The 23,235-nt window shown below is 46.0% G+C and carries 23 protein-coding genes; 19 read left to right on the plus strand and 4 right to left on the minus strand.

Features of this window, described 5'->3' with window-relative positions:
• Positions 1-260: 260 nt before the first annotated feature.
• The 6 genes from ileS to KOD92_RS12560 all read left to right on the plus strand — a co-directional run bounded on the left by ileS (position 261) and on the right by KOD92_RS12560 (position 5,771).
• Positions 261-3,698, plus strand: a complete 3,438-nt coding sequence (gene ileS, locus KOD92_RS12535) for an isoleucine--tRNA ligase (RefSeq protein WP_215233911.1) — start codon at positions 261-263, stop codon at positions 3,696-3,698.
• A complete protein-coding gene (locus tag KOD92_RS12540) occupies positions 3,698-4,138 on the plus strand; it encodes a DUF6934 family protein (protein WP_215233912.1) in 441 nt (146 codons plus the stop codon). The genes ileS and KOD92_RS12540 overlap by 1 nt, the downstream gene beginning before the upstream one ends.
• A 24-nt stretch (positions 4,139-4,162) precedes the next feature.
• Positions 4,163-4,327: a hypothetical protein gene (locus tag KOD92_RS12545; protein WP_215233913.1), complete on the plus strand. Its 165-nt coding sequence runs from the start codon at positions 4,163-4,165 to the stop codon at positions 4,325-4,327.
• Positions 4,328-4,331: 4 nt separating this feature from the next.
• Positions 4,332-5,111 carry a 3-hydroxyacyl-CoA dehydrogenase gene (locus KOD92_RS12550; protein ID WP_215233914.1) on the plus strand — a complete coding sequence of 260 codons (780 nt, stop codon included), beginning with the start codon at positions 4,332-4,334 and terminating at the stop codon, positions 5,109-5,111.
• Positions 5,111-5,503 carry a hypothetical protein gene (locus KOD92_RS12555; protein ID WP_215233915.1) on the plus strand — a complete coding sequence of 131 codons (393 nt, stop codon included), beginning with the start codon at positions 5,111-5,113 and terminating at the stop codon, positions 5,501-5,503. The genes KOD92_RS12550 and KOD92_RS12555 overlap by 1 nt, the downstream gene beginning before the upstream one ends.
• Before the next feature lie 109 nt (positions 5,504-5,612).
• Complete coding sequence (locus KOD92_RS12560) at positions 5,613-5,771, plus strand: hypothetical protein (RefSeq protein ID WP_215233916.1); 159 nt, start codon at positions 5,613-5,615, stop codon at positions 5,769-5,771.
• A gap of 9 nt (positions 5,772-5,780) precedes the next feature.
• Here the strand turns inward: KOD92_RS12560 and KOD92_RS12565 are convergent, their stop codons facing one another.
• On the minus strand, positions 5,781-6,530 hold the full coding sequence (locus KOD92_RS12565) for a DeoR/GlpR family DNA-binding transcription regulator (RefSeq protein WP_215233917.1): 750 nt from the start codon (positions 6,528-6,530) through the stop codon (positions 5,781-5,783).
• A 101-nt stretch (positions 6,531-6,631) separates the two neighbouring features.
• On the opposite strand from KOD92_RS12565, the gene KOD92_RS12570 reads away from it, so the two are divergent.
• The 3 genes from KOD92_RS12570 to KOD92_RS27715 all read left to right on the plus strand — a co-directional run bounded on the left by KOD92_RS12570 (position 6,632) and on the right by KOD92_RS27715 (position 7,781).
• Positions 6,632-7,180, plus strand: coding sequence for a 5' nucleotidase, NT5C type (locus KOD92_RS12570; protein ID WP_215233918.1), 549 nt, complete (start codon positions 6,632-6,634; stop codon positions 7,178-7,180).
• 87 nt (positions 7,181-7,267) lie between these two features.
• Positions 7,268-7,483, plus strand: a complete 216-nt coding sequence (locus KOD92_RS12575) for an addiction module protein (protein ID WP_215233919.1) — start codon at positions 7,268-7,270, stop codon at positions 7,481-7,483.
• Complete coding sequence (locus KOD92_RS27715; protein WP_215233920.1) at positions 7,470-7,781, plus strand: type II toxin-antitoxin system RelE/ParE family toxin; 312 nt, start codon at positions 7,470-7,472, stop codon at positions 7,779-7,781. The genes KOD92_RS12575 and KOD92_RS27715 overlap by 14 nt, the downstream gene beginning before the upstream one ends.
• Before the next feature lies 1 nt (position 7,782).
• Here KOD92_RS27715 and uvrB read toward each other — a convergent pair whose 3' ends face one another.
• On the minus strand, positions 7,783-9,801 hold the full coding sequence (gene uvrB / locus KOD92_RS12585) for an excinuclease ABC subunit UvrB (protein WP_215233921.1): 2,019 nt from the start codon (positions 9,799-9,801) through the stop codon (positions 7,783-7,785).
• A gap of 77 nt (positions 9,802-9,878) precedes the next feature.
• The gene (locus KOD92_RS12590) at positions 9,879-10,733 is read right to left on the minus strand and encodes a cupin-like domain-containing protein (protein WP_215233922.1); all 855 of its coding nucleotides are present in this window, start codon (positions 10,731-10,733) and stop codon (positions 9,879-9,881) included.
• Positions 10,734-10,940: 207 nt separating this feature from the next.
• On the opposite strand from KOD92_RS12590, the gene KOD92_RS12595 reads away from it, so the two are divergent.
• The 7 genes from KOD92_RS12595 (at position 10,941) to KOD92_RS12625 (ending at position 17,425) form a co-directional block, all read left to right on the plus strand.
• Positions 10,941-11,750 carry a helix-turn-helix domain-containing protein gene (locus tag KOD92_RS12595; RefSeq protein WP_215233923.1) on the plus strand — a complete coding sequence of 270 codons (810 nt, stop codon included), beginning with the start codon at positions 10,941-10,943 and terminating at the stop codon, positions 11,748-11,750.
• Positions 11,751-11,819: 69 nt separating this feature from the next.
• Positions 11,820-12,206: a VOC family protein gene (locus KOD92_RS12600; RefSeq protein ID WP_215233924.1), complete on the plus strand. Its 387-nt coding sequence runs from the start codon at positions 11,820-11,822 to the stop codon at positions 12,204-12,206.
• A 55-nt stretch (positions 12,207-12,261) separates the two neighbouring features.
• Positions 12,262-12,600, plus strand: a complete 339-nt coding sequence (locus KOD92_RS12605) for a n-acetylglutamate synthase (RefSeq protein ID WP_215233925.1) — start codon at positions 12,262-12,264, stop codon at positions 12,598-12,600.
• Positions 12,601-12,624: 24 nt separating this feature from the next.
• Entirely contained in the window at positions 12,625-13,161 is a 537-nt protein-coding gene (locus tag KOD92_RS12610) for a YceI family protein (RefSeq protein ID WP_215233926.1), read from the plus strand.
• Positions 13,162-13,299: 138 nt separating this feature from the next.
• Positions 13,300-15,360: a TonB-dependent receptor plug domain-containing protein gene (locus tag KOD92_RS12615; RefSeq protein ID WP_229254653.1), complete on the plus strand. Its 2,061-nt coding sequence runs from the start codon at positions 13,300-13,302 to the stop codon at positions 15,358-15,360.
• Positions 15,361-15,391: 31 nt separating this feature from the next.
• Positions 15,392-16,786, plus strand: a complete 1,395-nt coding sequence (locus KOD92_RS12620) for an HmuY family protein (protein ID WP_215233927.1) — start codon at positions 15,392-15,394, stop codon at positions 16,784-16,786.
• A 66-nt stretch (positions 16,787-16,852) separates the two neighbouring features.
• Positions 16,853-17,425 (plus strand): HmuY family protein, encoded by a 573-nt coding sequence (locus tag KOD92_RS12625; RefSeq protein WP_229254654.1) that lies wholly within the window; start codon positions 16,853-16,855, stop codon positions 17,423-17,425.
• Between the two features lie 13 nt (positions 17,426-17,438).
• On the opposite strand, the gene KOD92_RS12630 is transcribed toward KOD92_RS12625, so the two are convergent.
• The gene (locus KOD92_RS12630) at positions 17,439-18,002 is read right to left on the minus strand and encodes a GNAT family N-acetyltransferase (RefSeq protein WP_215233928.1); all 564 of its coding nucleotides are present in this window, start codon (positions 18,000-18,002) and stop codon (positions 17,439-17,441) included.
• Between the two features lie 287 nt (positions 18,003-18,289).
• Between KOD92_RS12630 and KOD92_RS12635 the strand changes: the two genes are divergently transcribed.
• From KOD92_RS12635 to KOD92_RS12645, 3 genes are all read left to right on the plus strand, one after another.
• Entirely contained in the window at positions 18,290-18,706 is a 417-nt protein-coding gene (locus KOD92_RS12635) for a hypothetical protein (protein WP_215233929.1), read from the plus strand.
• A 173-nt stretch (positions 18,707-18,879) separates the two neighbouring features.
• Entirely contained in the window at positions 18,880-20,031 is a 1,152-nt protein-coding gene (locus KOD92_RS12640; RefSeq protein ID WP_215233930.1) for an efflux RND transporter periplasmic adaptor subunit, read from the plus strand.
• A 30-nt stretch (positions 20,032-20,061) separates the two neighbouring features.
• Positions 20,062-23,217 carry an efflux RND transporter permease subunit gene (locus KOD92_RS12645; protein ID WP_215233931.1) on the plus strand — a complete coding sequence of 1,052 codons (3,156 nt, stop codon included), beginning with the start codon at positions 20,062-20,064 and terminating at the stop codon, positions 23,215-23,217.
• The last annotated feature ends 18 nt before the right edge of the window (positions 23,218-23,235 follow it).

Here is a 23,235-nt window from a genome sequence, read left to right on the forward strand (position 1 = left end):
TTAATCCCCGGGCTCACACTTCCCGGCTGCATGTGCATCACCGCATTTGTAATGTCCCACAACCAGAAGTTCCATTTGATTTTTTGCAGTGAGGTTGACGCTAAAATAATATAATAGTCAGCACATTCATTACAAGTACCGCGACCAATTTAGCAGAAAAAAATCCGTAATTTTGCACTCCAAAAAATTCAAAAAGCGGGAACGGAAACCGCTTATTACACGACTGGCTACTAGCCAAAGGCTAACAGCAAATTGCTATCATGAAATACAACGAATATAAGAACCTGAGTTATCCAAAGATCGGCGACGATATATTGCAGTTCTGGAAAGACAAAAAGATATTCGACGCTTCTGTTGAAACCCGCGAGGGCGCAAAGAGTTTTACTTTTTTCGAAGGTCCGCCTTCTGCAAACGGTACGCCGGGCATTCACCACGTGATGGCGCGCTCGATCAAGGATATTTTTTGCCGCTACAAAACGTTGCAGGGGTTTCAGGTAAAACGCAAAGGAGGCTGGGATACGCACGGTTTACCCGTTGAATTGCAGGTTGAAAAAGAACTAGGCATTACAAAAGAAGATATCGGGAAGACGATCTCGGTGGCAGAATATAACGAAAAATGCCGCCAGACCGTCATGAAATTTACCGATCAATGGAACGACCTGACCGAGAAAATGGGCTATTGGGTCGACCTGGAAGATCCTTACATTACTTATAAAAGTGAATATATAGAAAGCCTCTGGAACCTGCTTAAAAAGCTGTACGACAAAGGTTTGCTTTACAAAGGTTATACGATCCAACCATACTCCCCGGCCGCCGGAACCGGCCTTTCGTCCCACGAGCTGAATATGCCCGGGACTTATAAGGATGTGAAGGACACGACGATCGTGGCGATGTTCAAGGCTAAGCCTTCGGAAGTTTTGGCTGATTTCTCTGATCTGGATATCCGGATACTGGCCTGGACTACAACACCCTGGACTTTGCCGGCCAATTCGGCATTGACGGTCGGTGCGAATATTACCTATGCATTGGTTGAAACTTTCAATCCTTACACCCACGAGCCGGTTGCTGTGATATTGGCCAAGGATCTGTTGGGTAAATATTTTAGTGAAAAAGGTCAGAAAGGCGACTTCGAAGGCTACGCGGCGAGTGATAAAAAGCTGCTCCCGTGGCGCATTTTGAAAGAATTTAAAGGTCGTGAGCTGGAAGGTATTGAATACGAACAGTTAATGCCCTTTGTGCAGCCGACCGTTGGACCGTCGGAAAAACCCGCTTTCCGGGTTATCCTTGGCGATTTTGTTACGACCGAAGATGGTACCGGTGTAGTACATACCTCCCCTACTTTCGGTGCGGACGATTTCCGGGTAGCGCAGGCAAACGGTATCCCTGCGATCATGGTGAAAGATGAGAATGGCAAAGAAGTGCCGATCGTGGATCGTCGCGGCCGTTTTGTGAAAGAGATAACAGATTACGCGGGACGTTTTGTCAAACCTGAATATTATTCGGAAGAAGAGCAAAATGATCCTGAATTCCGTGCTACCGATGTATTGATCGCGATCAGGCTCAAAGAAGAAGGCAAAGCATTTAAGGTTGAGAAATACGAACACCCGTACCCACATTGCTGGCGGACAGATAAACCTGTGCTTTACTACCCGCTCGACAGCTGGTTTATCAAAACTACTGCCATGAAAGACAGGCTGGTAGAACTCAACAAAACTATTAACTGGAAACCGGAAAGTACGGGAACAGGCCGCTTTGGTAACTGGCTCGAAAATCTGGTTGACTGGAACCTGTCGCGCTCGCGCTATTGGGGTACCCCGCTGCCGATCTGGCGCAATGATTATGGCGACGAAGTTTGCGTAGGCTCGATTGAAGAGTTGAAAGACCTGCTCGAAGAGGCGATCATTTCAGGGCATCTGACACGTGAGCAGGCGTTTCACAATTCTGAATATCTGCAAAAACTGGAACACGGAGAATACGATCTGCACAGACCTTATGTAGACGATATTGTATTGGTTTCCAAAAAAGGTCACGTCATGCACCGTGAGCCGGACCTGATCGATGTGTGGTTTGATTCCGGCGCAATGCCTTACGCGCAGTGGCACTATCCTTTTGAAAATCAGGAGATATTTGACAAAAGTTATCCGGCCGATTTCATTTCCGAAGGTGTGGATCAGACGCGCGGCTGGTTCTTTACATTGCACGCGATCGCCGGAATGCTGTTCGATTCTGTTGCATTCAAAAATGTAGTTTCGACGGGTTTGGTTTTGGATAAAAACGGCAATAAAATGTCGAAACGCCTGGGCAATGCGGTGGATCCGTTCTCGACCCTGGCGCACTACGGCCCCGACGCGACACGCTGGTACATGATCACCAATGCGGAACCGTGGGATAATTTGAAGTTCAATATTGATGGTATTGGTGAAGTACAGCGCAAATTTTTCGGAACGCTGGTCAATACCTATAATTTCTTCGCGCTCTATGCGAATCTGGATGGTTATGAATTCCACGAAGCAACCTCTGTTCCTATTGAAAAACGTACGGAGCTGGACCGGTGGATCTTGTCCAAACTGAATACACTGATCAAGGAAGTAGGCGAGCAATTTGACGATTATAACCCGACAAAAGCCGGCCGTTTGGTTCAGGATTTTGTGACTGATCAGCTTTCCAACTGGTATATCCGGTTAAACCGTCGTCGTTTCTGGAATCCTTCGCAGGACCAGGGTACCGGCTTAACCGACGATAAAAGAGCTGCTTACGAAACTTTGCAGCATTGTTTGGTTACGGTATCCCAGCTAATGTCACCTATCGCGCCGTTTTTCGCGGAATGGTTGTATAAAAACCTGACCGATGGCGACCGCGAGCTGGCTGTTCAGCACGGTACTGATTACAAATACGAATCGGTGCACCTGACCTACTGGCCGAAAATCGAGACGGAATATGTGGATACCGATCTGGAACAGTCGATGGAACTGGCACAATCAATCAGTTCGCTGGTGCATTCGATCCGCAAGGGACATAAGCTGAAAGTTCGTCAGCCGCTTTCCAAGATATTGATCCCTGTTTTGAGTGACAACACAAAACGCCAGATCGAGCAGGTAACTGGCATTATCCTGACGGAAGTCAATGTGAAAACCGTTGAATTCGTGCACGATGACAGTGGTATCCTGAAAAAGAAGATCAAACCGAATTTCAAAACTTTGGGACCGAAGTTTGGGCCAAAAATGAAGGAAGTAGCAGCTGCTATTTCCGCTATGGATGAAGCTCAGATCAAGGATATTGAGAAAAACTCGACCATTAATCTGCAAGCAGCAAGCGGCCCGATCGCTATTGCGTTGACCGACGTCGAGATCATCGCCGAAGACGTTCCGGGCTGGCTTGTAGCGAGCGAAGGCGGCTTGACCGTCGCGCTGGATATTACCGTCACCGACGAACTTCGTCTCGAAGGAATAGCGCGCGATTTTGTCAACCGTGTTCAGAATCTGCGAAAAGACAGCGGCTTTGAGGTTACTGACAAGATCCGCATTACCTTACAAAATAACGACAGCCTGCTCGCAAGCGCCGTGACTGCCAACAAAGAATACATCTGCCAGGAAGTACAGGCGCTGGATCTCAATTTGGTCAGTGATCTAAATGGAGAAGCGAGTGAAATTGAAATGGATGAGTTTTTGTTGAAGGTGAAGATCGAGGTAGTGAGCTGATGAATAAAGACGGTTATGATCTGATTGTCAGTGCTGATGCGAAGCGCTTTTATTTTGAGAGTGTTGGAAAAAGAGGATGTTTTCAAAAACAGATTGCATTTGTGCCAATCGGACGGACATCATATAACCTTGCTTTACTCGACTATGATCCGAATATTTCGGATTATAGCGATCTGCCAGTTACCGATAATGGAGATATGGAACGTGTTATGGCGACTGTCATCAATGCGATCTACGAATTTTTTGAAATGAATCCAGTCGCAACGATCTATTTTGCCGGAAACACTCCCGCGAAAACGCGATTATATCAGGCTGTGATTAATAACTGCCTCGATATGGGCAGCAAAGAATTCGTTATTTATGGAAGGCAAGATGATGAATGGTTTCCTTTTACAAGGTCGGGCAGATACACCGGTTTTTTAATTAGGAAAAACGCTTAAATTCGACAAATAAAAAGTCATGTTATGAGGACGAGTGAAAAAGAAAAGCAGGGTTTATTTCGGGGGAAAATCACATATGATCCTTCATTGGATAACTTACCTCTTCCCAAAGCGGCTGTCGAGAAAGCAGCGCGCGCCCGCAAGTTCCTGGAAGAACATCCTATTCCAGAACATATTTTGAAAAGATAACATCATGCAATTAAAAAATGCTATTGCATTCATAACGGGCGGAGCCTCCGGATTGGGAGAGGCTACCGCCCGTTTGTTTGTGGAGGCTGGCGCAAATGCGGTGATCCTAGATCTGAATGAAGCGGCGGGCACTGCATTGGAAGAATCGTTTGATGGAAAAATCAAATTCATTAAAACCGATGTTTCCAGTGAAACTGAGGTAAAAACCGCCGTCGACTTTGCAATTGCTCAGTTTGGGAAAATTGATATTGTTGTGAACTGCGCTGGCGTTGCACCTGCCCGGAAAATAGTCGGTAAATCAGAGGGCATTTACGGCCCGCATTCTTTTGAATTATTCGAAAAAACCATCCGCACAAACCTGATCGGCACTTTTAACGTCATGCGCCTGGCGGCTTTTGCAATGGAACAAAATTCGCCAAATGAGGAAGGAGAGCGCGGCGTGATTATTAATACAGCCTCCGTAGCTGCTTACGATGGACAAATGGGGCAGGTCGCTTATGCGGCTAGTAAGGGTGGGATTGTTAGCATGACTTTGCCTGTCGCCCGTGATCTTGCCAAATCTGGCATTCGGGTTATGGCAATAGCCCCCGGCTTGTTTGAAACGCCGTTAATGATGGGATTACCCGAAGAGGCGCGCGTGTCACTAGGGCAGCAGATACCATTCCCCTCCCGCCTTGGAAGACCTTCCGAATATGCGTTGCTGGCCAAATCCATTGTAGAAAATCCAATGCTGAACGGTGAGGTGATCCGCCTCGACGGGGCAATCAGAATGGGACCGAGATAATGCATTCACATTCAAACATATTGCCCGCAAACAGAACCATTTTAAGGTGGTTATTCCTGGTTATTTTATCAACCGGATCCGGCTTCTTTCAGGGATATAATCGGGCCGCGGCTTGCCAGACAGAGCAGTTTTTTAATTCTCACCGAAGCAGAAATGCCGGTACAATTGTCGCGTTCAAGCAGCCTGCATCGAACAGTAAGGCCACAATTGAAGACTTCAAAGAATCTGCTGAGATCCATCTTGCGAGGCAGCGCAGCTTTGCAAACCTCAATGAGACCCGTTTTAATACAGCCTCGCGACAATTCGCTTCCTATTCATTTGAGTTACTGAAAATGAATAGGTTACAAGGAGGCACAAGTTCTTCTTACCAGTCTGATTCTTCATTTTCCTGATTCGGGGCAACTGCTTTGTCCCAAAATACTGCGAGCGTAATGCTTGTAGTCAACTTTTATGCTGTTTCTGTTTCAGGAAACGCAATTATTCATTTTAAAAAATCAGGAAATGGATATTGGTATAATATTCCGCAGCCTCATCAAGTGGCTGCGACGATTTGTTATCGCTTTTATGCTGGGCTTTTCCAATGTTATCTATCAGGAAACCAAAACGATAGACGATACTTTCTTTAAAACGGAACAGGTTTTGCCGGATAAAGAAGAATAGACTGGCTGGTCAAACCATTTGAATTCCAAGCTCAGAATACGTTTTAAATGCTTCCTGCCCGCCCGGCTGATCGGTGATAATGACAGACAACCGCTCAGTCGGGCAAATATAAAAGGCTTCGGCCGTTTCGAGTTTTTCTGCGGTAGCGAGTGCAATTATCTCGCGTGAAGACTGGATCATCGTCCTTTTCACTTCACTTTCTTCATAATCCGGCCCGGTTACTCCCAACTCTTTGTGAATACTGCAAATTCCAAGCAAGCAAATATCAGCCCTGAACTTTTTCAAAAATTGAATGGTATCGCTTCCGATTGTAACAAAGGAGTTTTTCAAAAGTCGCCCACCGGCAAAGAGTACTTCAACAAATTCATGTTCCTCTAACAAGGAAGCGATTGGAAAACTGTTCGTAACAACGGTGATCCTCAAATCCTTAGGCAATGCTTGTGCGATAAGCATAGCAGAAGTCCCTCCATCAAAAATGACAACCTGCCCGTCTTTTAGAAACGATAATGCTTTGTTTGCAATGATCTGCTTCTGGTCCTTATCGTGGGAAATCCGGTCACGAAAATGGTGCGGTCCCGGAGCATGCGGTACTGCACCTCCCCGAACAGATTTTAGTAGTCCCTGGTCTGCCAGCTCTTTAATATCCCGCCGGACAGTATCCTCAGATACATTCAACAGTGCACTTAGTCCGGCCAGATATACCTTTTGATCATTGACAAGACGATCGAGAATAACTTTAAATCGCTCTTCCTTTAACATAGCATCATCGAACTTTCTGCAAACTTAATATTTATTTAAAACAAACATTGCAAAATATTGCATCAATATTCTACTTTTGTTGCAATAAAACGCAAATTAAGATGAATAGAAAATCAATAGCGGTGGATATGGACAATGTCATTGTGGACATTGAAGTCAATTGGATCAATGCTTATGAAAAAGCATTCGGAGTAAAAGTAGCGCGCGAGGCAATGCTCGGAATACCTGAGGATCAGGCATTTCCGGATCCTGATGCAGCCAGAAGCCTGTTATATAAACCCGGCTTTTTTCGTGACGCACCGGTGATAGCCGGCGCACAGGAGGCGATCCTGAAGTTGCAGGAGCATTTTGATATTTTCATCGTTTCTGCCGCAATGGAATTCCCCAATTCGCTTCTGGAAAAACACGATTGGCTAAACGAACATTTCCCCTCAATCCACTGGAAAAACATCGTTTTTTGCGGAGATAAACGCGTGATCAACACTGACTACCTGATCGACGACCACCTGAAAAACCTTGATTACTGCCAGGGAACGCCGATTCTATTCTCGGCCGGTCACAATGCAGGGATCGAGAAATATCGGAGGGTTAATAATTGGGAAGAAGTGCTGAAATTGTTTTATACAGAAATGGTCAAATTTCCATCCTAAGATCTAATGCGAATTTGGCATCATAAAAAGTGAAACTTTGTATATTAGTAGAATAGAAATCAATCTATGTAAAAAAAGAAACAAATAATGGTTTCGCTAAATATCTCATTAAATCAACTGCTGGAAGTCATCAAGTCGCTTAATGAACTTGAAAAGATACAAGTCCGAAGTGCGCTTGAAAATGAAGTCGATGTCTCCGATCAAACAAACGAGGAATTGCTTCGCCGTAAAAAAGCATATGAAGATGGTAAGATAACTTCCCGCTCCTGGAACGATATCAAAGGCAAGTATGGGTCTTTATAACCTTGAGTTTCTAGAAAGTGCCGAGATAGAATTGTCAGAGACATTTGAATATTACGATGCCCAGCAGAGTGGACTGGGACAAAGATTCGTAAAAGAGCTTGCGCACTATTTGGACTCGATAGCAGACAATCCATTTAAATACGCAATGAAGTACAAGAATCCCTTCCGATTCGCCCCACTCAAAATCTTTCCCTATCTTATTGCCTACTGGCTAGATACAGAAGACAACACTATTTATGTTGCTTCCATATTTCACACAAGCAGAAATCCGAAGAAATTTGAAGATTTAAGATTCTAAATTACGCCTCCTGCTTCGCCCGATCCTTCAATTGCAGCAGCTCGTCGCGTAGTCTCGCTGCTTCTAGGAAGTCCATATCTTTCGCGGCGGATTCCATTTTCCGTTGCGTTTCGGCGATGAGTTTTTGCAGGTCGTTTTTACCCATATACTGCACAACAGGATCGGCAGCGATTCGGATTTCACTCGGTTCCACGTACACTTTACGCACTTTCGAGTCAGCGACGGAAGTTTGTTCCATGATCGCTTCTTTCGATTTCAGGATCGTTCTCGGCACAATACCGTTTTCAATATTATACTCCATTTGAATGCTGCGGCGACGATTCGTCTCGTCGATCGCGAGCTGCATGGAGCCCGTCATGACATCGGCGTACATGATTACTTTCCCACGATCATTACGCGCGGCGCGGCCTATTGTCTGGATCATCGAGCGGGTATCTCTCAAAAATCCTTCTTTATCAGCATCCATAATGGCCACAAGCGACACTTCGGGTAAATCGAGCCCCTCGCGCAGCAGGTTCACACCTACCAATACATCAAATACACCCAACCGAAGCTCCCGCAATATCTCCACGCGGTCCAAAGCCTTCACTTCCGAGTGAATGTAGCGGCATTTGACTCCGACGCGGTCAAGGTATTTGCTTAGCTCTTCGGCCATTCTTTTGGTCAAAGTGGTGATCAGTACACGGTCACCCATCGCGATCCTTTTGTTTGTTTCTTCCAAAAGGTCGTCAATCTGGTTGAGGCTTGGCCTTACTTCAATCTCCGGGTCCAAAAGTCCGGTTGGTCGGATAATCTGCTCAACAACAACACCTTCCGATTTTCTCAACTCATATTCAGCAGGCGTCGCACTCACAAAAATCGTTTGCGGCGTCATATCTTCGAATTCCTGGAAAGTAAGCGGCCGGTTATCCAATGCAGAAGGAAGCCTGAAACCATATTCAACAAGCGACTCTTTTCTCGAACGGTCACCGCCCCACATCGCGCGGATCTGCGGCATCGTCACGTGACTTTCATCCACTACCATTAAAAAATCGTCCGGGAAATAATCCAGCAGACAGAAAGGCCGCTGGCCCGGCAGGCGGCGATCGAAGTAGCGGGAGTAATTTTCGATCCCTGAGCAATAACCCAGTTCCCGCATCATTTCCATATCAAATTCCGTCCGCTCCTTCACACGCTCGGCCTCGGCCAATCTCCCCTCCGCAGTGAAATACTTGATCTGCGTCACCAGGTCATCCTGAATCTCTTTTATTGATTGGTTAAGTACATCGCGGCCCGTCACGAAAAGGTTAGCAGGGAAAATGGCAACCGCTTTCTCAGATGAAATTTTCTTTCCGGATTCCGGTTCTATGCGCTGGATTGCCTCAATTTCATCGCCAAAAAATATAAACCGGTAAGCGAAATCGGCGTAACCGGGATACACATCTACGGTATCACCTTTCACCCGGAACGTTCCGCGGTTAAATTCAAGCTCGGTGCGGCTATACAATATTTCTACCAACCGAAAAAGGAACTGGTTTCGACTTACAATATCGCCTAGCTTGGCGCTGACAATGCTTTTTTTGTATTCGTGCGGGTTTCCTGCGCCGTAAATACAGGAAACAGAAGCCACCACGATTACGTCCCGCCGCCCGCTCATGAGCGAAGACACGGTATGCAGTCGCAGTTTTTCAATTTCCTGATTGATCATCAGGTCCTTTTCAATATATGTATTGGTGGTGGAAATGAATGCTTCCGGCTGGTAGTAATCGTAGTAGCTGATAAAATACTCTACCGCATTACTTGGAAAAAATTGCTTGAATTCGCCGTAAAGCTGTGCAGCCAGTGTTTTGTTGTGGCTCAATACCAGGGTAGGTTTGTGAACGCGGTTGACTACGTTGGCAATGGTAAAGGTTTTACCCGAGCCGGTCACACCGAGCAGTGTCTGGGCCGGTTCGCCCGCTTCTATTCCCTGAACAAGTTGATCGATTGCAACGGGCTGATCGCCCGTAGGTTGGTATTCGGAAGTGAGTTCGAAATTCATAACAACAAATAAGGCCGTACCGGAAATAACGCATTTCAAAGATAGATTAGTTTCCTTGAAATGCGTCCGGGACTGCCTTATGCCTGTTGTCTCAGCACACTTTGCGCATTTTCAACTGCTTTTTTCTCTTTCCAGTGCTGCCAGTCGAGACCGAGCAACTTGGTCATGCTTCTGTCTACAAAGGCGTGGCGAACCAGGTTCATTCCACCTCTTACCGCTGTGAAAATCGAGTTATTCGCTCTCAAAGCAAGGCTGAAACCGCCGTCGACATAGCGGATATGGTGCCACCACAGAGAAGGAATAAAGATCGTCTCGCCGTGAAGCAACGTGGTTTCATGTCCTGTTGCGCCTTTCAAAGCAGGGAAACGTTCGTAATCTGGGTTCAAAGGATCCACTTTGCTCATCACCGTAAACGGGTGATGATATAACCTGCGGCTTTCTTCGGGAGAAAACAGGATTACCTGCTTGCGCGTCTGAAACTGCGTCAGGAACACATTGGAGCAATCCATATCGTAGTGGAGGCTGGTAATCGAATCCTGACCTCCGAAGAATACAAACTTGTAAGATTTCAAAAATCCATCCATAATCGTCGGAAAACGGATGTCGTTTGCAAGCTCAGGGATCTTCTTAAAAATATCAAAAAGAAAGATACGCAGGTCGGTAGGGCCTTTCTCAATCAGCGACAGATACTCGCCGAACTTCATGGTTTTCGCAATCTGAAAATATTTATCGGCGTCGTGCAGGTGCTTGTCAACCAGGGGTACATCCAGATCGCCGTGATTTTCCCTCAACCACTCAAATGTCCATTTCTGAACCGCAGGCCAATCTTTCGCCAGATCGGTAAAAACGACCGGCCGGCTTGGTTTCAGATAATTTTCAATAAACTCTTCACGGGTCAAACCGCTACGCTTTTCTATTGGCACTAATTTCATACAGAAACTGAGTATATAGGTAATCAATTAGACTATAATACTGATAAACTCAACGTTTTCAGTGGCATTGCCGATCATTTCCAAGTGGCAAATTACTGATCAAATGTATTAAAGAGATTTCAAAAATATAAATTTCAAATCATTTAATAATGATATTCTCTTAAATATATAGGAATAGTAGATTAACATAAAATTGCAGCAGCTCCCATGCAATACTACACCATTTTGCCCCCGCCAGACCTAGCTCCGTTCGTGAAGTGTTTCTGGGTGCTGGAACATGAGGTATCCGCAGAAAAACCCTATTTCCACAAAACACTGGCTGACGGATTTCCTGAGCTGGTATTCCATTACAAAGGCAGGTTCGACGAAATTGACCGGGCCGGGAATGCAGAATTATCTTTCATTGCCGGCTTGACTGGCCCAACCTCGCTTTACCGGCGGTTTCGTATCAGCGAGGATTTTGGCATTTTTGGTGTGTACCTCTACCCTTTTGCAGTGCCGGCGTTATTTGGAATGCCAACAATTGAAACCGTCAATGAAATGCCTGATCTGCATAGTATGCTGGGAAAGAAGGGCTTAGAGCTGGAAGAAAAAATAATGCTGGCGGAAAATAATCAGGTCAGGATTGCGATCATGTGCCAGTTTATGCGAGGGTGCCTGACCAGAAACGCGCAGCCGGAGCCCGCCGCATTTGCTATGATCAGCCAGATTATCCAAAGTAACGGACTGACGAGTGTTACCGAACTTGCGCAGCGGAATGCATTGTCTACGAGGCAGTTTGAAAGGAAATTTAAGGCTTTTTCAGGGTTCAGTCCCAAGCTTTTTTCCCGCATTATCAGGTTTCACGCCGCTATGAATGCGTACGGAGATAAAGAAAAGTCGCTGACCGAGATTGCCTACGAAGCTGGTTATTATGATCAATCGCATTTTATCCACGACTTCAAAACCTTCTCCGGCGAGCACCCGGACAGGTATTTTTCAGGCAATTCGGAGGCGACTGAATATCGTGATGTATGATGTCGTGTTTTTCCAATTTCAGCTTTAACAGCCATTTTACATTTGTCTCAAACTAACCATAAAAATAGCATGAGCACGATCAAAATTCCAAATGGCCACCAGACCGTAATGCCTTATTTAATGCTGGAAAAGGCATCCAGGTTCAAGGATTTCACCGAAACTGTATTTGGCGCGACGGTTTCTTCAGTCCATTTCCAGGACGACGATCCGAGCCTGATCAAGCATTCCGAAGTTTCAATCGGCGAGAGTACGATTATGTTTTGTGACAGCCGCGCGGAATGGGCTCCCAAACCTGCACATATGTTTGTGTACGTTGAAAATGCGGACGATACCTACAATAAAGCACTCGAATCGGGCGGCGAAAGTGTAATGGAACCGGCAGACCAGGATTATGGCCGGAGCTGCGGCGTAGCTGATCCTTGCGGAAATGTGTGGTGGATTACTGCGGTTATATGATCTGAAAATGGTCTTTATCGCTATATTAGGGATGATAAAGACCATTTTTTGAAATATGATCAATTACGACAATAAGGTTTTCTTCCCGTTATCTAATTCTGAAAATGGGGAAGTGGATCTGGAAATGCATTTCATTTATAAGCAAACCGGAAATATTGTGACGTCAACCTATTCGGGCGGGCGGATCAAAAGCGGGCATTTGATTGCAATTGTGGATGAACAGGGAAAGCTGGATATGCGCTATCACCAGGTGAACGACAAAGGCGAGATCACAACGGGCATCTGTAAATCTACTCCCGAGCAACTTCCGAATGGAAAATTACGTATGCATGAAAAATGGCAATGGACTTCGGGAGACCAGTCTTTTGGAGAATCTTTGCTGGAAGAAAAATAGTCGCACAACATCAACAACACTTGCATGCGCTCGCTCAAAAACGGACTTTTCTTACTTGCATTCTTTCTTGTTTCCAGTCTTGTGTCGGCACAGACTTCCAAAATCATTTCCGGCTCTACGAAATTCAGTGTGAAGTTTATCATGGGAACCTGTAACGGTACTTTCGCCGCGCCGACGGGGACTGCCGTTTTTAATGAAAAGAACCCCGAGAATGCTTCATTCGATATTAAAATTGCGGCAAATACCTTCGATACCAAGAGCAACACGCGGGATAAGGACATGAAAAGCGACAAGTATTTTTATGTCGAAAAGTATCCTAATATCCATTTCAAATCTTCCAAAGTCGAGAAGCGTGGAGCGAAATACCAGGCTACCGGCACCCTTTCCATCCGCGACGTTTCCAAGACCGTTACCCTGCCTTTTGAAGCAAAAAAGAATGCAGATGGCAGCTACCTGCTCGCAAGTACTTTCGAGGTCAACCGGCTTGATTACAAGATCGGTGAGAAAGACTGGAAACTGAAAGATATCGTGACCGTGAATCTCGAAGCTACCATTAAATAACCTTCTACCCGATTTTCTAATCACTACCCGTCATTTTAGACCTTTTAAAGGTCCGAATTTATTTCTTGTATGTTAATTTGTATTTAGTCTAAATAATACATTTACTTTGTATTCATAATTAGTCTAAATAATCTTTCAATGAGATCAATCTTTACCTTGGTATGTCTGGTGATCTGTACAGCAAGCGTTTGCGCGCAAACAGAAGAAGGTGTCATTGAAGAGAAAACAGCCGAGAACCCTATTCAGCTAATGGAAATGGTGGTTACCGGGCAATCTGAACCTCAATCACTTAGAAACTCCGTTTATCAGGTTCGCACGATCGACAGCGAGCGGATCCGGATGCGGGGCGCGACTAATCTGCAAACGGTTTTGAACACCGAATTGGGCATCCGCTTTTCCAATGACCTCACATTAGGTACCAGCGATATTCAGTTAATGGGCATGTCCGGGCGAAATGTCAAGATCCTGCTGGACGGAATTCCGATGGTAGATCGCGGCAGTACGCGGGAGAGTTTGGGGCAGATCGATATCAATAGCATTGAACGTATAGAGATCGTCGAAGGGCCCATGTCGGTGATGTACGGTACAGACGCGCTGGCCGGGGTAATCAATATTATTACTAAAAAAGGGCATTCCGGATCTAATCTGATCCTGAGTGCGCGGATGCAGGAAGAAACTGCGGGAAAAGAATACAATGCATTTGACAAAAAAGGTATTCATAATCAGAGTCTCGCCTTAACCTGGCAGAATCAGCGTCTGCAATTTTCAGGGAATGTTTCCAGAAATAATTTTGGCGGCTGGCAAGGGAAATCCGTCGGGCGCGAAAAGGACTGGATGCCCAAAGAACAAATGCTTTATACCGCCGGCGCGCGCTACCAGGGCAGCAGATGGAATATCTGGTACCGTTTCAATGGAGCCGACGAAACGATCCGGTACTTCGGCAAAAGGAATATTTATACACAGATCGCAGGCGATAAGGATTACACTTCCAAGCGATGGTTTCACCAGGTACAGTCTGAGTTGAAGGTGAATGAAAAGCTGAACCTGAATGGCGTACTTTCCTACACCGACTACTCGCGAAGAACGCTCAGCACGAACGTTGATGCAAACGACCGCCGCACTTTGTCGCTTGAACCCGGCTCGCAGGATAAGTCCATTTTTACAACCACTTTTCTCAGGGGAACTGCTTTTTATAAAGTGTCGAATGCATTTTCCATTATGTCGGGGATCGATTTTTCAGACAATGGAAGCTCGGGCGCGCGGATTTCCGGAACTCCTGGAATTGCCGAATATGCTGTGTTTATAGCTCCCGAAATCAAGGTGGGCGATGTGTTGCGACTTACTCCGGGACTACGTTTTCTCAAAAATTCAGTTTACGACGCGCCGCCGGCAATTCCTTCATTGAATGGTAAACTGACAATTTCCAAAACCCTGGACTTCCGTTTCGGCTATGCCCGTGGTTTTCGCTCGCCGGCATTGCGTGAGCTGTATTTCGACTTTGTGGACGCATCCCATTCGATTCACGGTAATACGAATCTCAAAGCGGAATACTCGAATAGCTTTAATTCATTCCTCGCGTGGCAGGCAGCTACTCGGCCGCATTTCCGCCTTACTTCTACGCTCGGCGGTTTTTACAACATTTTCAATGACCTGATCGACCTGGCGCTGGACCCGCAAAATGCCAGCAGGACAACTTACCTCAATGTGCATTTATTCAAAACCACGGGTTTCACGATTGATAATAAGCTGTTTACCAAACACATTCAGGCAAGTCTAGGGGGAAGTTATATTGGAAGATACAATCAGTTTTCTGCCGATCCGGAGCTATACGGCGAGCTGCCGCAATTTCAATGGTCGCCGGAAATCAATGCATACTTGCTTTATACTTTCACCAAAATCCGTGCAGGGGTTAACCTTTTTTACAAATATTCCGGCAAGCGGCCCAATTACGAATCTGCGGACCTGATCAACGTAAACCTGGCTGAGACAGAGGGCTTTCACACCGCAGATCTGACGGTTAATAAGTCTTTCGGTAAATACGTGAACCTGCTCGCCGGCGCGCGAAACCTCTTCAATGTTACTACCCTTAATAATACTTCAACCGATACCGGCGGGGCACACAGTACCGGCGGCGCAGTACCGATGTCCTACGGCCGGTCGTGGTTTCTCGGGTTAAATATCCAGTGGTCAAAAAATTAACAAATACCCTTTTTACATAAATCAAATCAAGATGAAGAAAATAGCCAAATCGTTGTTGCTGATTGCATTTCTGGGAAGTTTTAATGCGTGTACCGATGAAGAACCGCCGCTTCCTGACAACGTAGCCGGGTTTGAAAGTGCCGAAAAAGGTTTTGAAGGGGAAGAAACGGAAGTGAAAATTATCCTTTCGCGGGCCGTGGATGTGGTTACTCCTATTACCGTTTCGGTGACGCCTACGCAACTGACTTACAATACCGAATTTACCACCACGCCGGCTGTGGTCAACAATGCGATTGCATTATCAGTACCGGCGGGCCAGTCTTCTGTATCTTTTAAAGTGGCCAAGAAAGCGGGTGTATTGCTTGATGGTGACGAAAGCATTACATTCAAAGTCACTTCGGTGGGCGCGCCTGCAGCGGTAGGGACTGCTACGGATCTGAAACTGAGCTTTAAGGCGATCATTTCCGAAGGTACCAGTATTCAATTGAATGGAATCGCGGGCGCAGAGCCCGGCAGCAGTGCAGCCAATTCAGTTTTTCTTGATCTGAGTTCTAATGTGCAAACCGCCGTTTTCCGCGACAGCTGGGACCTCGGATTTTACAGCGGCGCCGATTTCCGTGTGACGATCAACGGAACAAATGGCGCTTCTGCATTGCTGATCAACAAAACGGATATTAATACAGTTACCGACAAAGATCTGGTCGCCGACTCACTTGCAGTGGGCCAGGGAATGGGGAAGCTGGCACTGGTTGATGATGCAAAAGGCGATTTAACCAAAACGGTTATTAAAGAAATTTCCGCAACTGACGCAGACAATAAAGTATATGTATTGAACCGCAAAGGAGGTTCAGCTACGGTTTTGCCTGCTGATCAGCTTTACAAAATCCGCGTTTTACGTAGAGGAACAGGGTACTCGGTCCAATATGCGAAGTTGAATGAAACCACATTCAAAACGCTTGATGTGACGAAAGATGCAACTTTGAATTTTGAATATGTATCGCTTGAAAAAGGCGCTACCGTGGATGTGGAGCCTGCCAAAGATCGCTGGGACCTGCAATGGGGATATAGTATGTATTACACCAATTTCGGCACCGGCCTGATTCCTTACGGATTCTCCGACCTGGTTTTTACCAACAAACAGGCTAATGTAGAAACTGCGGAAGTTTTGACTACTACTGCTACTTATGATGCATTCGCAGAAACCAATCTGACTGGCATCACTTTCTCAAAAGATGCGGATGCGATCGGTTCGAAATGGCGGGTAACTTCGGGTGGGACTGTGGGTGTGAAAACGGATCGTTTTTACCTGATCAAAGATCCTGCGGGCAACATTTATAAGCTGCGTTTTGTAAGCTTCCATCCAGGCGACGGCGGCGAGCGCGGCAAGCCGAAACTCGAATATAAGCTGATTAAAAAAGGCGTTTAAAACATTCAATAGGGGCGTTACTTTGCGTGCGCCCCTCTTTTTTTATAAATTCAAAAATCGTTTTCTATGAAGATTCTGATATTGTCCATTTCACTTCTCACTTCTGCCTTGTATATGCCCGACTCAAACCTGCATGCTCCTGATCATAATGCTGCTGCGGAAATTATAGTAGTAAAAGATCTCAATGCAAATGCGACGCCTTACAGCTATTTCAGTTTTGTTACCGGCAAAGAGGTACCGGCAAGTGAGGCTAAATCGACAAAATGGGATATTGCATTCAGCAAAACGACTATTGCGATAAATAGCGGCACCAGCGGCCCAGGCCAGGCTGGCGCAATCGTTGTTGAAAAACCTTTCGCATCGGTTACAGAAGCACCCAAAGATGGTTATAAATCTGACAGCGATGCAGGATTTGCTATTCAGGGCGGAAGCGGAAATTCGTGGTACAAATACGATATGAGCGTGCATGCAATTCTGCCGATTCTGGGAAGAACTATTTTGTTGAAGACAGCGGAAGGTAAATTTGTCAAGGTTGAAATTATCAGCTACTACAAAGGAGCGCCGGAAGATGTTCCGACCGAAGAATCCAGCTACTACACTTTCAGGTATTCCATGGCAGACGCTGAAGGGAAGTATTAATATTAGTAACTACCTAATTTTTAGAGTTGAACCACCTGAAAAAGCCGTGAAACGCTTTTCCAATCGCAGATTGTGGTTGGGTTGAATGAATAAATTTGTATTTGACCTCATCAATATCTTCAATGGTCTGCACATTTTTCATTCCCGCCTTTTCAAGCACGCGGATAGAAGGCGCATTATCAATATTCACAAAAGCGATCACTGTTTTTGCATTCAAAGTTCCTCTCGAGAACCTGATCAATCCTTCTGCAATCTCCGTCGCGATACCTTTGTGCCAATGCGCTTTTTGTATCCGGTACCCGATCTCAATTTCCGAACCGACCTGGTCGAGTTTCGCCGCTCCGATCAGTTCGCCGGTTACGACCTCCTCAATAAAATACCTGCCCAGATAAGTATCGTCACCATGCTCTGCCAGCATTACGCTCAGCATTTTGTCCGACTCCTCGCGGTTGAGTGCGTAGCCGGTTACGTACTTCATCACTTCCTCGTCATCGCTCAGCTGATGGTACTTTTCCCCGTCGGAGGCTGTCATTTTAGTTAGTAAAAACCGCCCGATGCGGATCGGCTTTATTTTCATGGCACGGACTTTATACTTTATCACCTTTTTCTCCTACCCATAACTTCTATGGTGAAATCATTAAAAGTTGATGATTTTTTTGGAGAAAACCAGTTTGGCATTCATTTTCTTTTAAATCTGAATTTGTTAACACTCGTTAACAGAACTTTAAATTTGGATTCTACATTTGAATTGTTACATTTGGACTATCAGGTAATGATATTAACATTCCGCATTAATAGTTCCAATCATTCTTGAATTCATTATAAAAGTATGAATTTTTTAATGTACTGATCTCAATCAGCATCATGATAAAAAGAACTTTTGTATTGTTTTTCTGCCTTGTGCACGTTCTCGTTTCTCCCGTTTTTGCGGAACGAACGGTATCGTCGTGCAAATTGGAAGCGGGTGCCGGAACCTTCTCGATACACGAGAATCAGGATACCAAGGAGAAGGATATCGTGCTTGAAGACGATACGATCCGGAAGAACTTAACGATCGTTCGTGCCGATGAATTTGAGTGGCAGGAAAGTCTGAACGACCTGCTTCGTCACCGGCATTCAAGTTTCCGGTTTCTCACAATCGTAGATCAGGCTTCTCCTGAATACAACATTACCATATTCCCTAAAACCGTCCGGGAATCGGTTACTCTGCCTATTATTTCAAGAAGTACTTTCGTGCTTCCCGGCTATTACAGCTTTTTGCACCGTCTGTGCCCATTCTAACAGCATCGCTGTTTTCCTTCATTCATTTTCTATAATTGATTGACCACCAGGATCAGTGTGCATTTACAACTGCACATTGCGCCCAGGATATTCATTTATACTGTGCCCTAACCGGCCGCAGGACTATTCCTTTTCACCCCGAAGCTCCATAATCATCCATTCAACTACTCATTATGAAAAATTTCAAATGGTCTCTCCTTTTGCTGGTAAGCGTTTTTGCTTACGGGTGCGCTTCCAGGAGTGAAACCACTTCCGGAGCTGCCGACAGCATCCGTACCATACCAGTTACCGAACTGAAACCTCAGAATACCAAACTCCACCGCGAATATGTGGGAGATATACATGCCGTCAGAAACGTAGAAATATACGCCCGGGTGAAAGGCTACCTGGAAGAAGTATATGTGGACGAGGGTAAAGAAGTGCGTAAAGGACAAACACTTTTCAGGATCAATAACGAAGAATATGAGGCGCAGCTGGCCAAAGCGAAGGCTAACCTTCAAAGTGCAATAGCAGAAGCGAAAGGCGCTGAACTTGAACTGAAAAGGGTCAAAATGCTCGTCGATAAAAATGTCATCTCCAAAACTGAGATCGATGTAGCCGACGCCAAGCTTGCAGCAGCGAATGCAAAAATTGAAGAAGCCAGGTCAGAAAAATCCAATGCAGCGATTCAGCTTGCCCGAACCGAGATCAAAGCGCCTTTCGACGGGGTTATCGACCGTATTCCGCATAAAATGGGAAGTCTGATCGACGAAGGAACGCTGCTCACGACGCTTTCCGACACCAAAAATGTATTCGCATATTTCAATGTATCTGAGAATGAATACCTGGAATATATCCGGGCAAGAGGCAAAGCTTCGAACGAGGAAGCGATCGTAGAACTGGAACTTGCCGACGGTTCTTTCTTCAAACACAAGGGAACTATTGAAACCATGGAAGGCGCATTCGACGAAGGTACCGGCTCGATCGCATTCCGTGCGCGCTTTTCAAATCCCGAAAAGTTGCTGAAACACGGTTCGACAGGTACGATCCGGCTGACGAATACAGTTGAGAATGCGATCCTTATTCCGCAAAAAGCTGCTTTTGAAATTCAGGATAAAAACTTTGTGTACGTGCTGGGTAAAGATAATAAGATCAAAACGCGCAGTTTTGTGCCAAGATCAAGATTATCAGGTTATTATGTAATAAAATCAGGATTAGAATCAGGGGAAACGATTGTTTGTGAGGGATTGCAGGGTTTGAAAGATGGTGCGACCATTAACCCGAAAGCAGTTTCACAAGACAGTCTGAATGTGCCGGGAAGCAAAATCGAGCTGACCGCACGATAAGACCTTTTTTTCTCACCTGAATTTAAAATCATGTTTCAAAAATTTATAGAGCGGCCAGTGCTGTCACTGGTTATCTCAATCTTTATAACCCTGCTCGGGATTTTGGCATTTACAGGACTGCCCGTTTCGCAGTTTCCTGACATTGTACCGCCCTCAGTTGTCGTAACTGCCACGTATACAGGCGCAAACTCAGAAGTGTGTGTGGATGCGGTGGCCGTTCCGCTTGAAAAGGCGATCAACGGGGTGCCGGGAATGACCTATATGACGTCGGTCTCCGGAAACGACGGGGTTACTACGATCACGATTTCATTTAATGTGGGCGTAGACCCGGATCTGGCGGCGGTGAACGTTCAAAACCGTGTGCAAACGGTGATTGACGAATTGCCGGAAGAGGTTATCAAAGCGGGTGTTACCACTGAAAAAGAGGTAAACAGTATGTTGATGTACCTCGATATCATGAGTTCCGATACCTCCGTGGCTGAGGATTTCGTGTACAATTTTGCGGATATTAATATCCTGAAAGAGCTCAAAAGGATCGACGGCGTAGGTCGCGCGCAAATTATGGGTAGTAAGGATTACTCGATGCGCGTGTGGCTGAAACCCGACCGAATGAACAGCTATAATGTGTCCGCCGACGAAGTTGTCCAGGCGATTCGTGACCAGAACGTGGTTGCGGCTCCGGGAAAAACGGGGGTTGCGTCGGGACGTGAAACGCAGGTTTTGCAGTATGTATTGAAATATACAGGAAAGCTTTTCGAACCGGTTCAATACGAAAATATTGTCCTGAGATCGAATCCTGACGGTTCCATGCTGAAACTGAAAGACGTAGCGGATATTGAATTCGGTACGCTGGAATATGATATGGCCTCGAAATCCAATGGAAAGCCTTCTGCTTCTATTATGATCAAGCAGCGGCCGGGCTCCAATGCGCAGGAAGTAATCAAAAATATCAAGGCGAAAGTTGCCGAGCTGAAAGGCACTACTTTTCCTCCGGGAATGGACTATTTCGTTTCCTATGACGTTTCCCGCTTCCTTGATGCGTCTATTGACGAGGTTGTGCGTACGCTGATCGAGGCATTTATCCTTGTAATCATCATCGTTTACCTCTTTTTGCAGGATTTCCGTTCTACGGTTATCCCGGCGCTCGCCGTGCCTGTCGCTTTGATCGGAACATTTGCTTTCATGCAGCTTTTCGGGTTTTCAATCAACTTGCTAACCTTGTTTGCATTGGTACTTGCGATCGGTATTGTGGTCGATAATGCGATTGTCGTCGTCGAGGCCGTGCACGCCAAGATGGCGGAAAAGCACCTCGACGCCCGGGAAGCGACGATTGAATCGATGAAAGAAATGAGCGGCGCGATCATTGCAATCACGCTGGTCATGTCGGCGGTATTCGTTCCGGTCGCATTTATGTCCGGCCCGGTAGGGATTTTCTACCGGCAATTCTCTATCACGCTGGCGATTTCCATCGTAATATCAGGGATCAACGCATTGACGCTGACACCTGCACTCTGCGCATTGATGCTGAAAAACACGCACGGGCAGCCTTCGAAAAATACCTTGCTCGATCGCTTTTTCAGAGGTTTTAACAATGGTTATAATGGCATTTCCAATAAATACAGAAAGCTGCTTTCCGTGATAGTAGGCAGAAGAATGGTCACTATCGGCTTGCTGGCGGCATTTTGCATTGGCACTTACGGCATTAATACGGTGCTCCCGACGGGCTTTATTCCCACAGAAGATCAGGGAGTTATCAACGTAAACGTGACTACCCCCGTGGCGGCTACCGTGGAAAGGACGGAAGCTGTACTCGATGAAATCCAGAAAGTAGCCCAGTCGCTGGAACCAGTGGAATCCGTTTCGTCGCTTTCAGGATATAGTTTGATCACCGAATCTGCGGGCTCTTCCTACGGTATGGCGATGATCAACCTGAAACCCTGGGATCAGCGGACTGCTTCTGTTCAGGATATTATCAAAGAAATGGAGCAGAAAACGAAGCATATTACTGATGCCGATATTCAGTTTTTCCCGCCTCCTACCGTGCCTGGTTTTGGTAACTCAAGTGGTTTTGAGCTTCGGGTTCAGGACCGTACGGGAAGCGAGGATTTGCAAAAAACGGCAGAAGTAACCAACCAGTTTGTGAAGGATTTAATGGCTTCGCCGGAGATCGCATCCGCATTCAGCAGCTTTGACGCAAGTTTCCCGCAATATATGATCCATGTTGATGCGGATATTGCTTCGAAAAAAGGCGTTTCGGTGGACGCAGCTATGAGTACGCTGCAAACGATGATAGGTAGTTTGTATGCTTCCAATTTCATTCGTTTTGGTCAGATGTATAAGGTGATGGTGCAGGCTGACCCGAGCTACCGTCGCACTCCGGAGGATCTTTTGAAACTCTATGTGAAAAACAACCGCGGCGAAATGGTACCATTCTCGACATTCATCAGACTCGAAAGAGTGTACGGACCCGAGCTATTGACGCGATATAATATGTACACTTCCGCGATGATCAATGGTGACGCCGCGCCGGGTTACAGTAGTGGTGATGCTATTAAGGCCGTGGAACGAATTGCGGCTACGAGCCTTCCGAAAGGATTTACCTACGATTGGTCGGGTATGACGCGCGAGGAGATATTGTCGGGAAACCAGGCGATTTACATTTTTGGTGTCTGTCTGATATTTGTGTACCTGCTGCTGGCGGCCCAATATGAGAGCTTCCTGCTCCCACTTCCGGTTATCTTGTCTCTTCCAACCGGTGTTTTCGGTGCATTTCTTGCATTGAAATTAATGGGGTTGGAAAACAACATTTACGCACAGGTTTCGCTCGTCATGCTGATTGGGTTGTTAGGTAAAAATGCGATCCTGATCGTGGAATACGCGATTATCAGGCAGAAAGAGGGCAGGTCCGTGATCGACGCCGTGCTCGAAGGGGCTACGGAAAGGTTACGTCCAATCTTAATGACCTCTCTCGCATTCGTAGCCGGACTGATCCCGCTGGTAATGGCATCGGGTGCAGGTGCGATCGGTAACCGGTCAATCGGTACAGCGGCTGCGGGTGGTATGCTCATCGGAACATTGTTCGGAATTATTATCATTCCGGGTCTGTATGTGCTGTTTGCCAGTATGATCCGTCCGAAGGTTGCGAAAAAGGCAAAAGCCGAGCACGAAGAACCTATTCTGGGTTAATGGTCAGACTTTCAGGCA

It is taken from the genome of Dyadobacter linearis, assembly GCF_907165045.1.
Classification (GTDB): domain Bacteria; phylum Bacteroidota; class Bacteroidia; order Cytophagales; family Spirosomataceae; genus Dyadobacter; species Dyadobacter linearis.

Excerpts from the sequence above, each read along its gene's own strand:
- ileS (WP_215233911.1), top strand. The coding sequence starts at position 261 with ATGAAATACAACGAATATAAGAACCTGAGTTATCCAAAGATCGGCGAC.
- KOD92_RS12540 (WP_215233912.1), top strand. The coding sequence starts at position 3,698 with ATGAATAAAGACGGTTATGATCTGATTGTCAGTGCTGATGCGAAGCGC.
- KOD92_RS12545 (WP_215233913.1), top strand. The coding sequence starts at position 4,163 with ATGAGGACGAGTGAAAAAGAAAAGCAGGGTTTATTTCGGGGGAAAATC.
- KOD92_RS12550 (WP_215233914.1), top strand. The coding sequence starts at position 4,332 with ATGCAATTAAAAAATGCTATTGCATTCATAACGGGCGGAGCCTCCGGA.
- KOD92_RS12555 (WP_215233915.1), top strand. The coding sequence starts at position 5,111 with ATGCATTCACATTCAAACATATTGCCCGCAAACAGAACCATTTTAAGG.
- KOD92_RS12560 (WP_215233916.1), top strand. The coding sequence starts at position 5,613 with ATGGATATTGGTATAATATTCCGCAGCCTCATCAAGTGGCTGCGACGA.
- KOD92_RS12565 (WP_215233917.1), bottom strand. The coding sequence starts at position 6,530 with ATGTTAAAGGAAGAGCGATTTAAAGTTATTCTCGATCGTCTTGTCAAT.
- KOD92_RS12570 (WP_215233918.1), top strand. The coding sequence starts at position 6,632 with ATGAATAGAAAATCAATAGCGGTGGATATGGACAATGTCATTGTGGAC.
- KOD92_RS12575 (WP_215233919.1), top strand. The coding sequence starts at position 7,268 with ATGGTTTCGCTAAATATCTCATTAAATCAACTGCTGGAAGTCATCAAG.
- KOD92_RS27715 (WP_215233920.1), top strand. The coding sequence starts at position 7,470 with ATGGGTCTTTATAACCTTGAGTTTCTAGAAAGTGCCGAGATAGAATTG.
- uvrB (WP_215233921.1), bottom strand. The coding sequence starts at position 9,801 with ATGAATTTCGAACTCACTTCCGAATACCAACCTACGGGCGATCAGCCC.
- KOD92_RS12590 (WP_215233922.1), bottom strand. The coding sequence starts at position 10,733 with ATGAAATTAGTGCCAATAGAAAAGCGTAGCGGTTTGACCCGTGAAGAG.
- KOD92_RS12595 (WP_215233923.1), top strand. The coding sequence starts at position 10,941 with ATGCAATACTACACCATTTTGCCCCCGCCAGACCTAGCTCCGTTCGTG.
- KOD92_RS12600 (WP_215233924.1), top strand. The coding sequence starts at position 11,820 with ATGAGCACGATCAAAATTCCAAATGGCCACCAGACCGTAATGCCTTAT.
- KOD92_RS12605 (WP_215233925.1), top strand. The coding sequence starts at position 12,262 with ATGATCAATTACGACAATAAGGTTTTCTTCCCGTTATCTAATTCTGAA.
- KOD92_RS12610 (WP_215233926.1), top strand. The coding sequence starts at position 12,625 with ATGCGCTCGCTCAAAAACGGACTTTTCTTACTTGCATTCTTTCTTGTT.
- KOD92_RS12615 (WP_229254653.1), top strand. The coding sequence starts at position 13,300 with ATGAGATCAATCTTTACCTTGGTATGTCTGGTGATCTGTACAGCAAGC.
- KOD92_RS12620 (WP_215233927.1), top strand. The coding sequence starts at position 15,392 with ATGAAGAAAATAGCCAAATCGTTGTTGCTGATTGCATTTCTGGGAAGT.
- KOD92_RS12625 (WP_229254654.1), top strand. The coding sequence starts at position 16,853 with ATGAAGATTCTGATATTGTCCATTTCACTTCTCACTTCTGCCTTGTAT.
- KOD92_RS12630 (WP_215233928.1), bottom strand. The coding sequence starts at position 18,002 with ATGAAAATAAAGCCGATCCGCATCGGGCGGTTTTTACTAACTAAAATG.
- KOD92_RS12635 (WP_215233929.1), top strand. The coding sequence starts at position 18,290 with ATGATAAAAAGAACTTTTGTATTGTTTTTCTGCCTTGTGCACGTTCTC.
- KOD92_RS12640 (WP_215233930.1), top strand. The coding sequence starts at position 18,880 with ATGAAAAATTTCAAATGGTCTCTCCTTTTGCTGGTAAGCGTTTTTGCT.
- KOD92_RS12645 (WP_215233931.1), top strand. The coding sequence starts at position 20,062 with ATGTTTCAAAAATTTATAGAGCGGCCAGTGCTGTCACTGGTTATCTCA.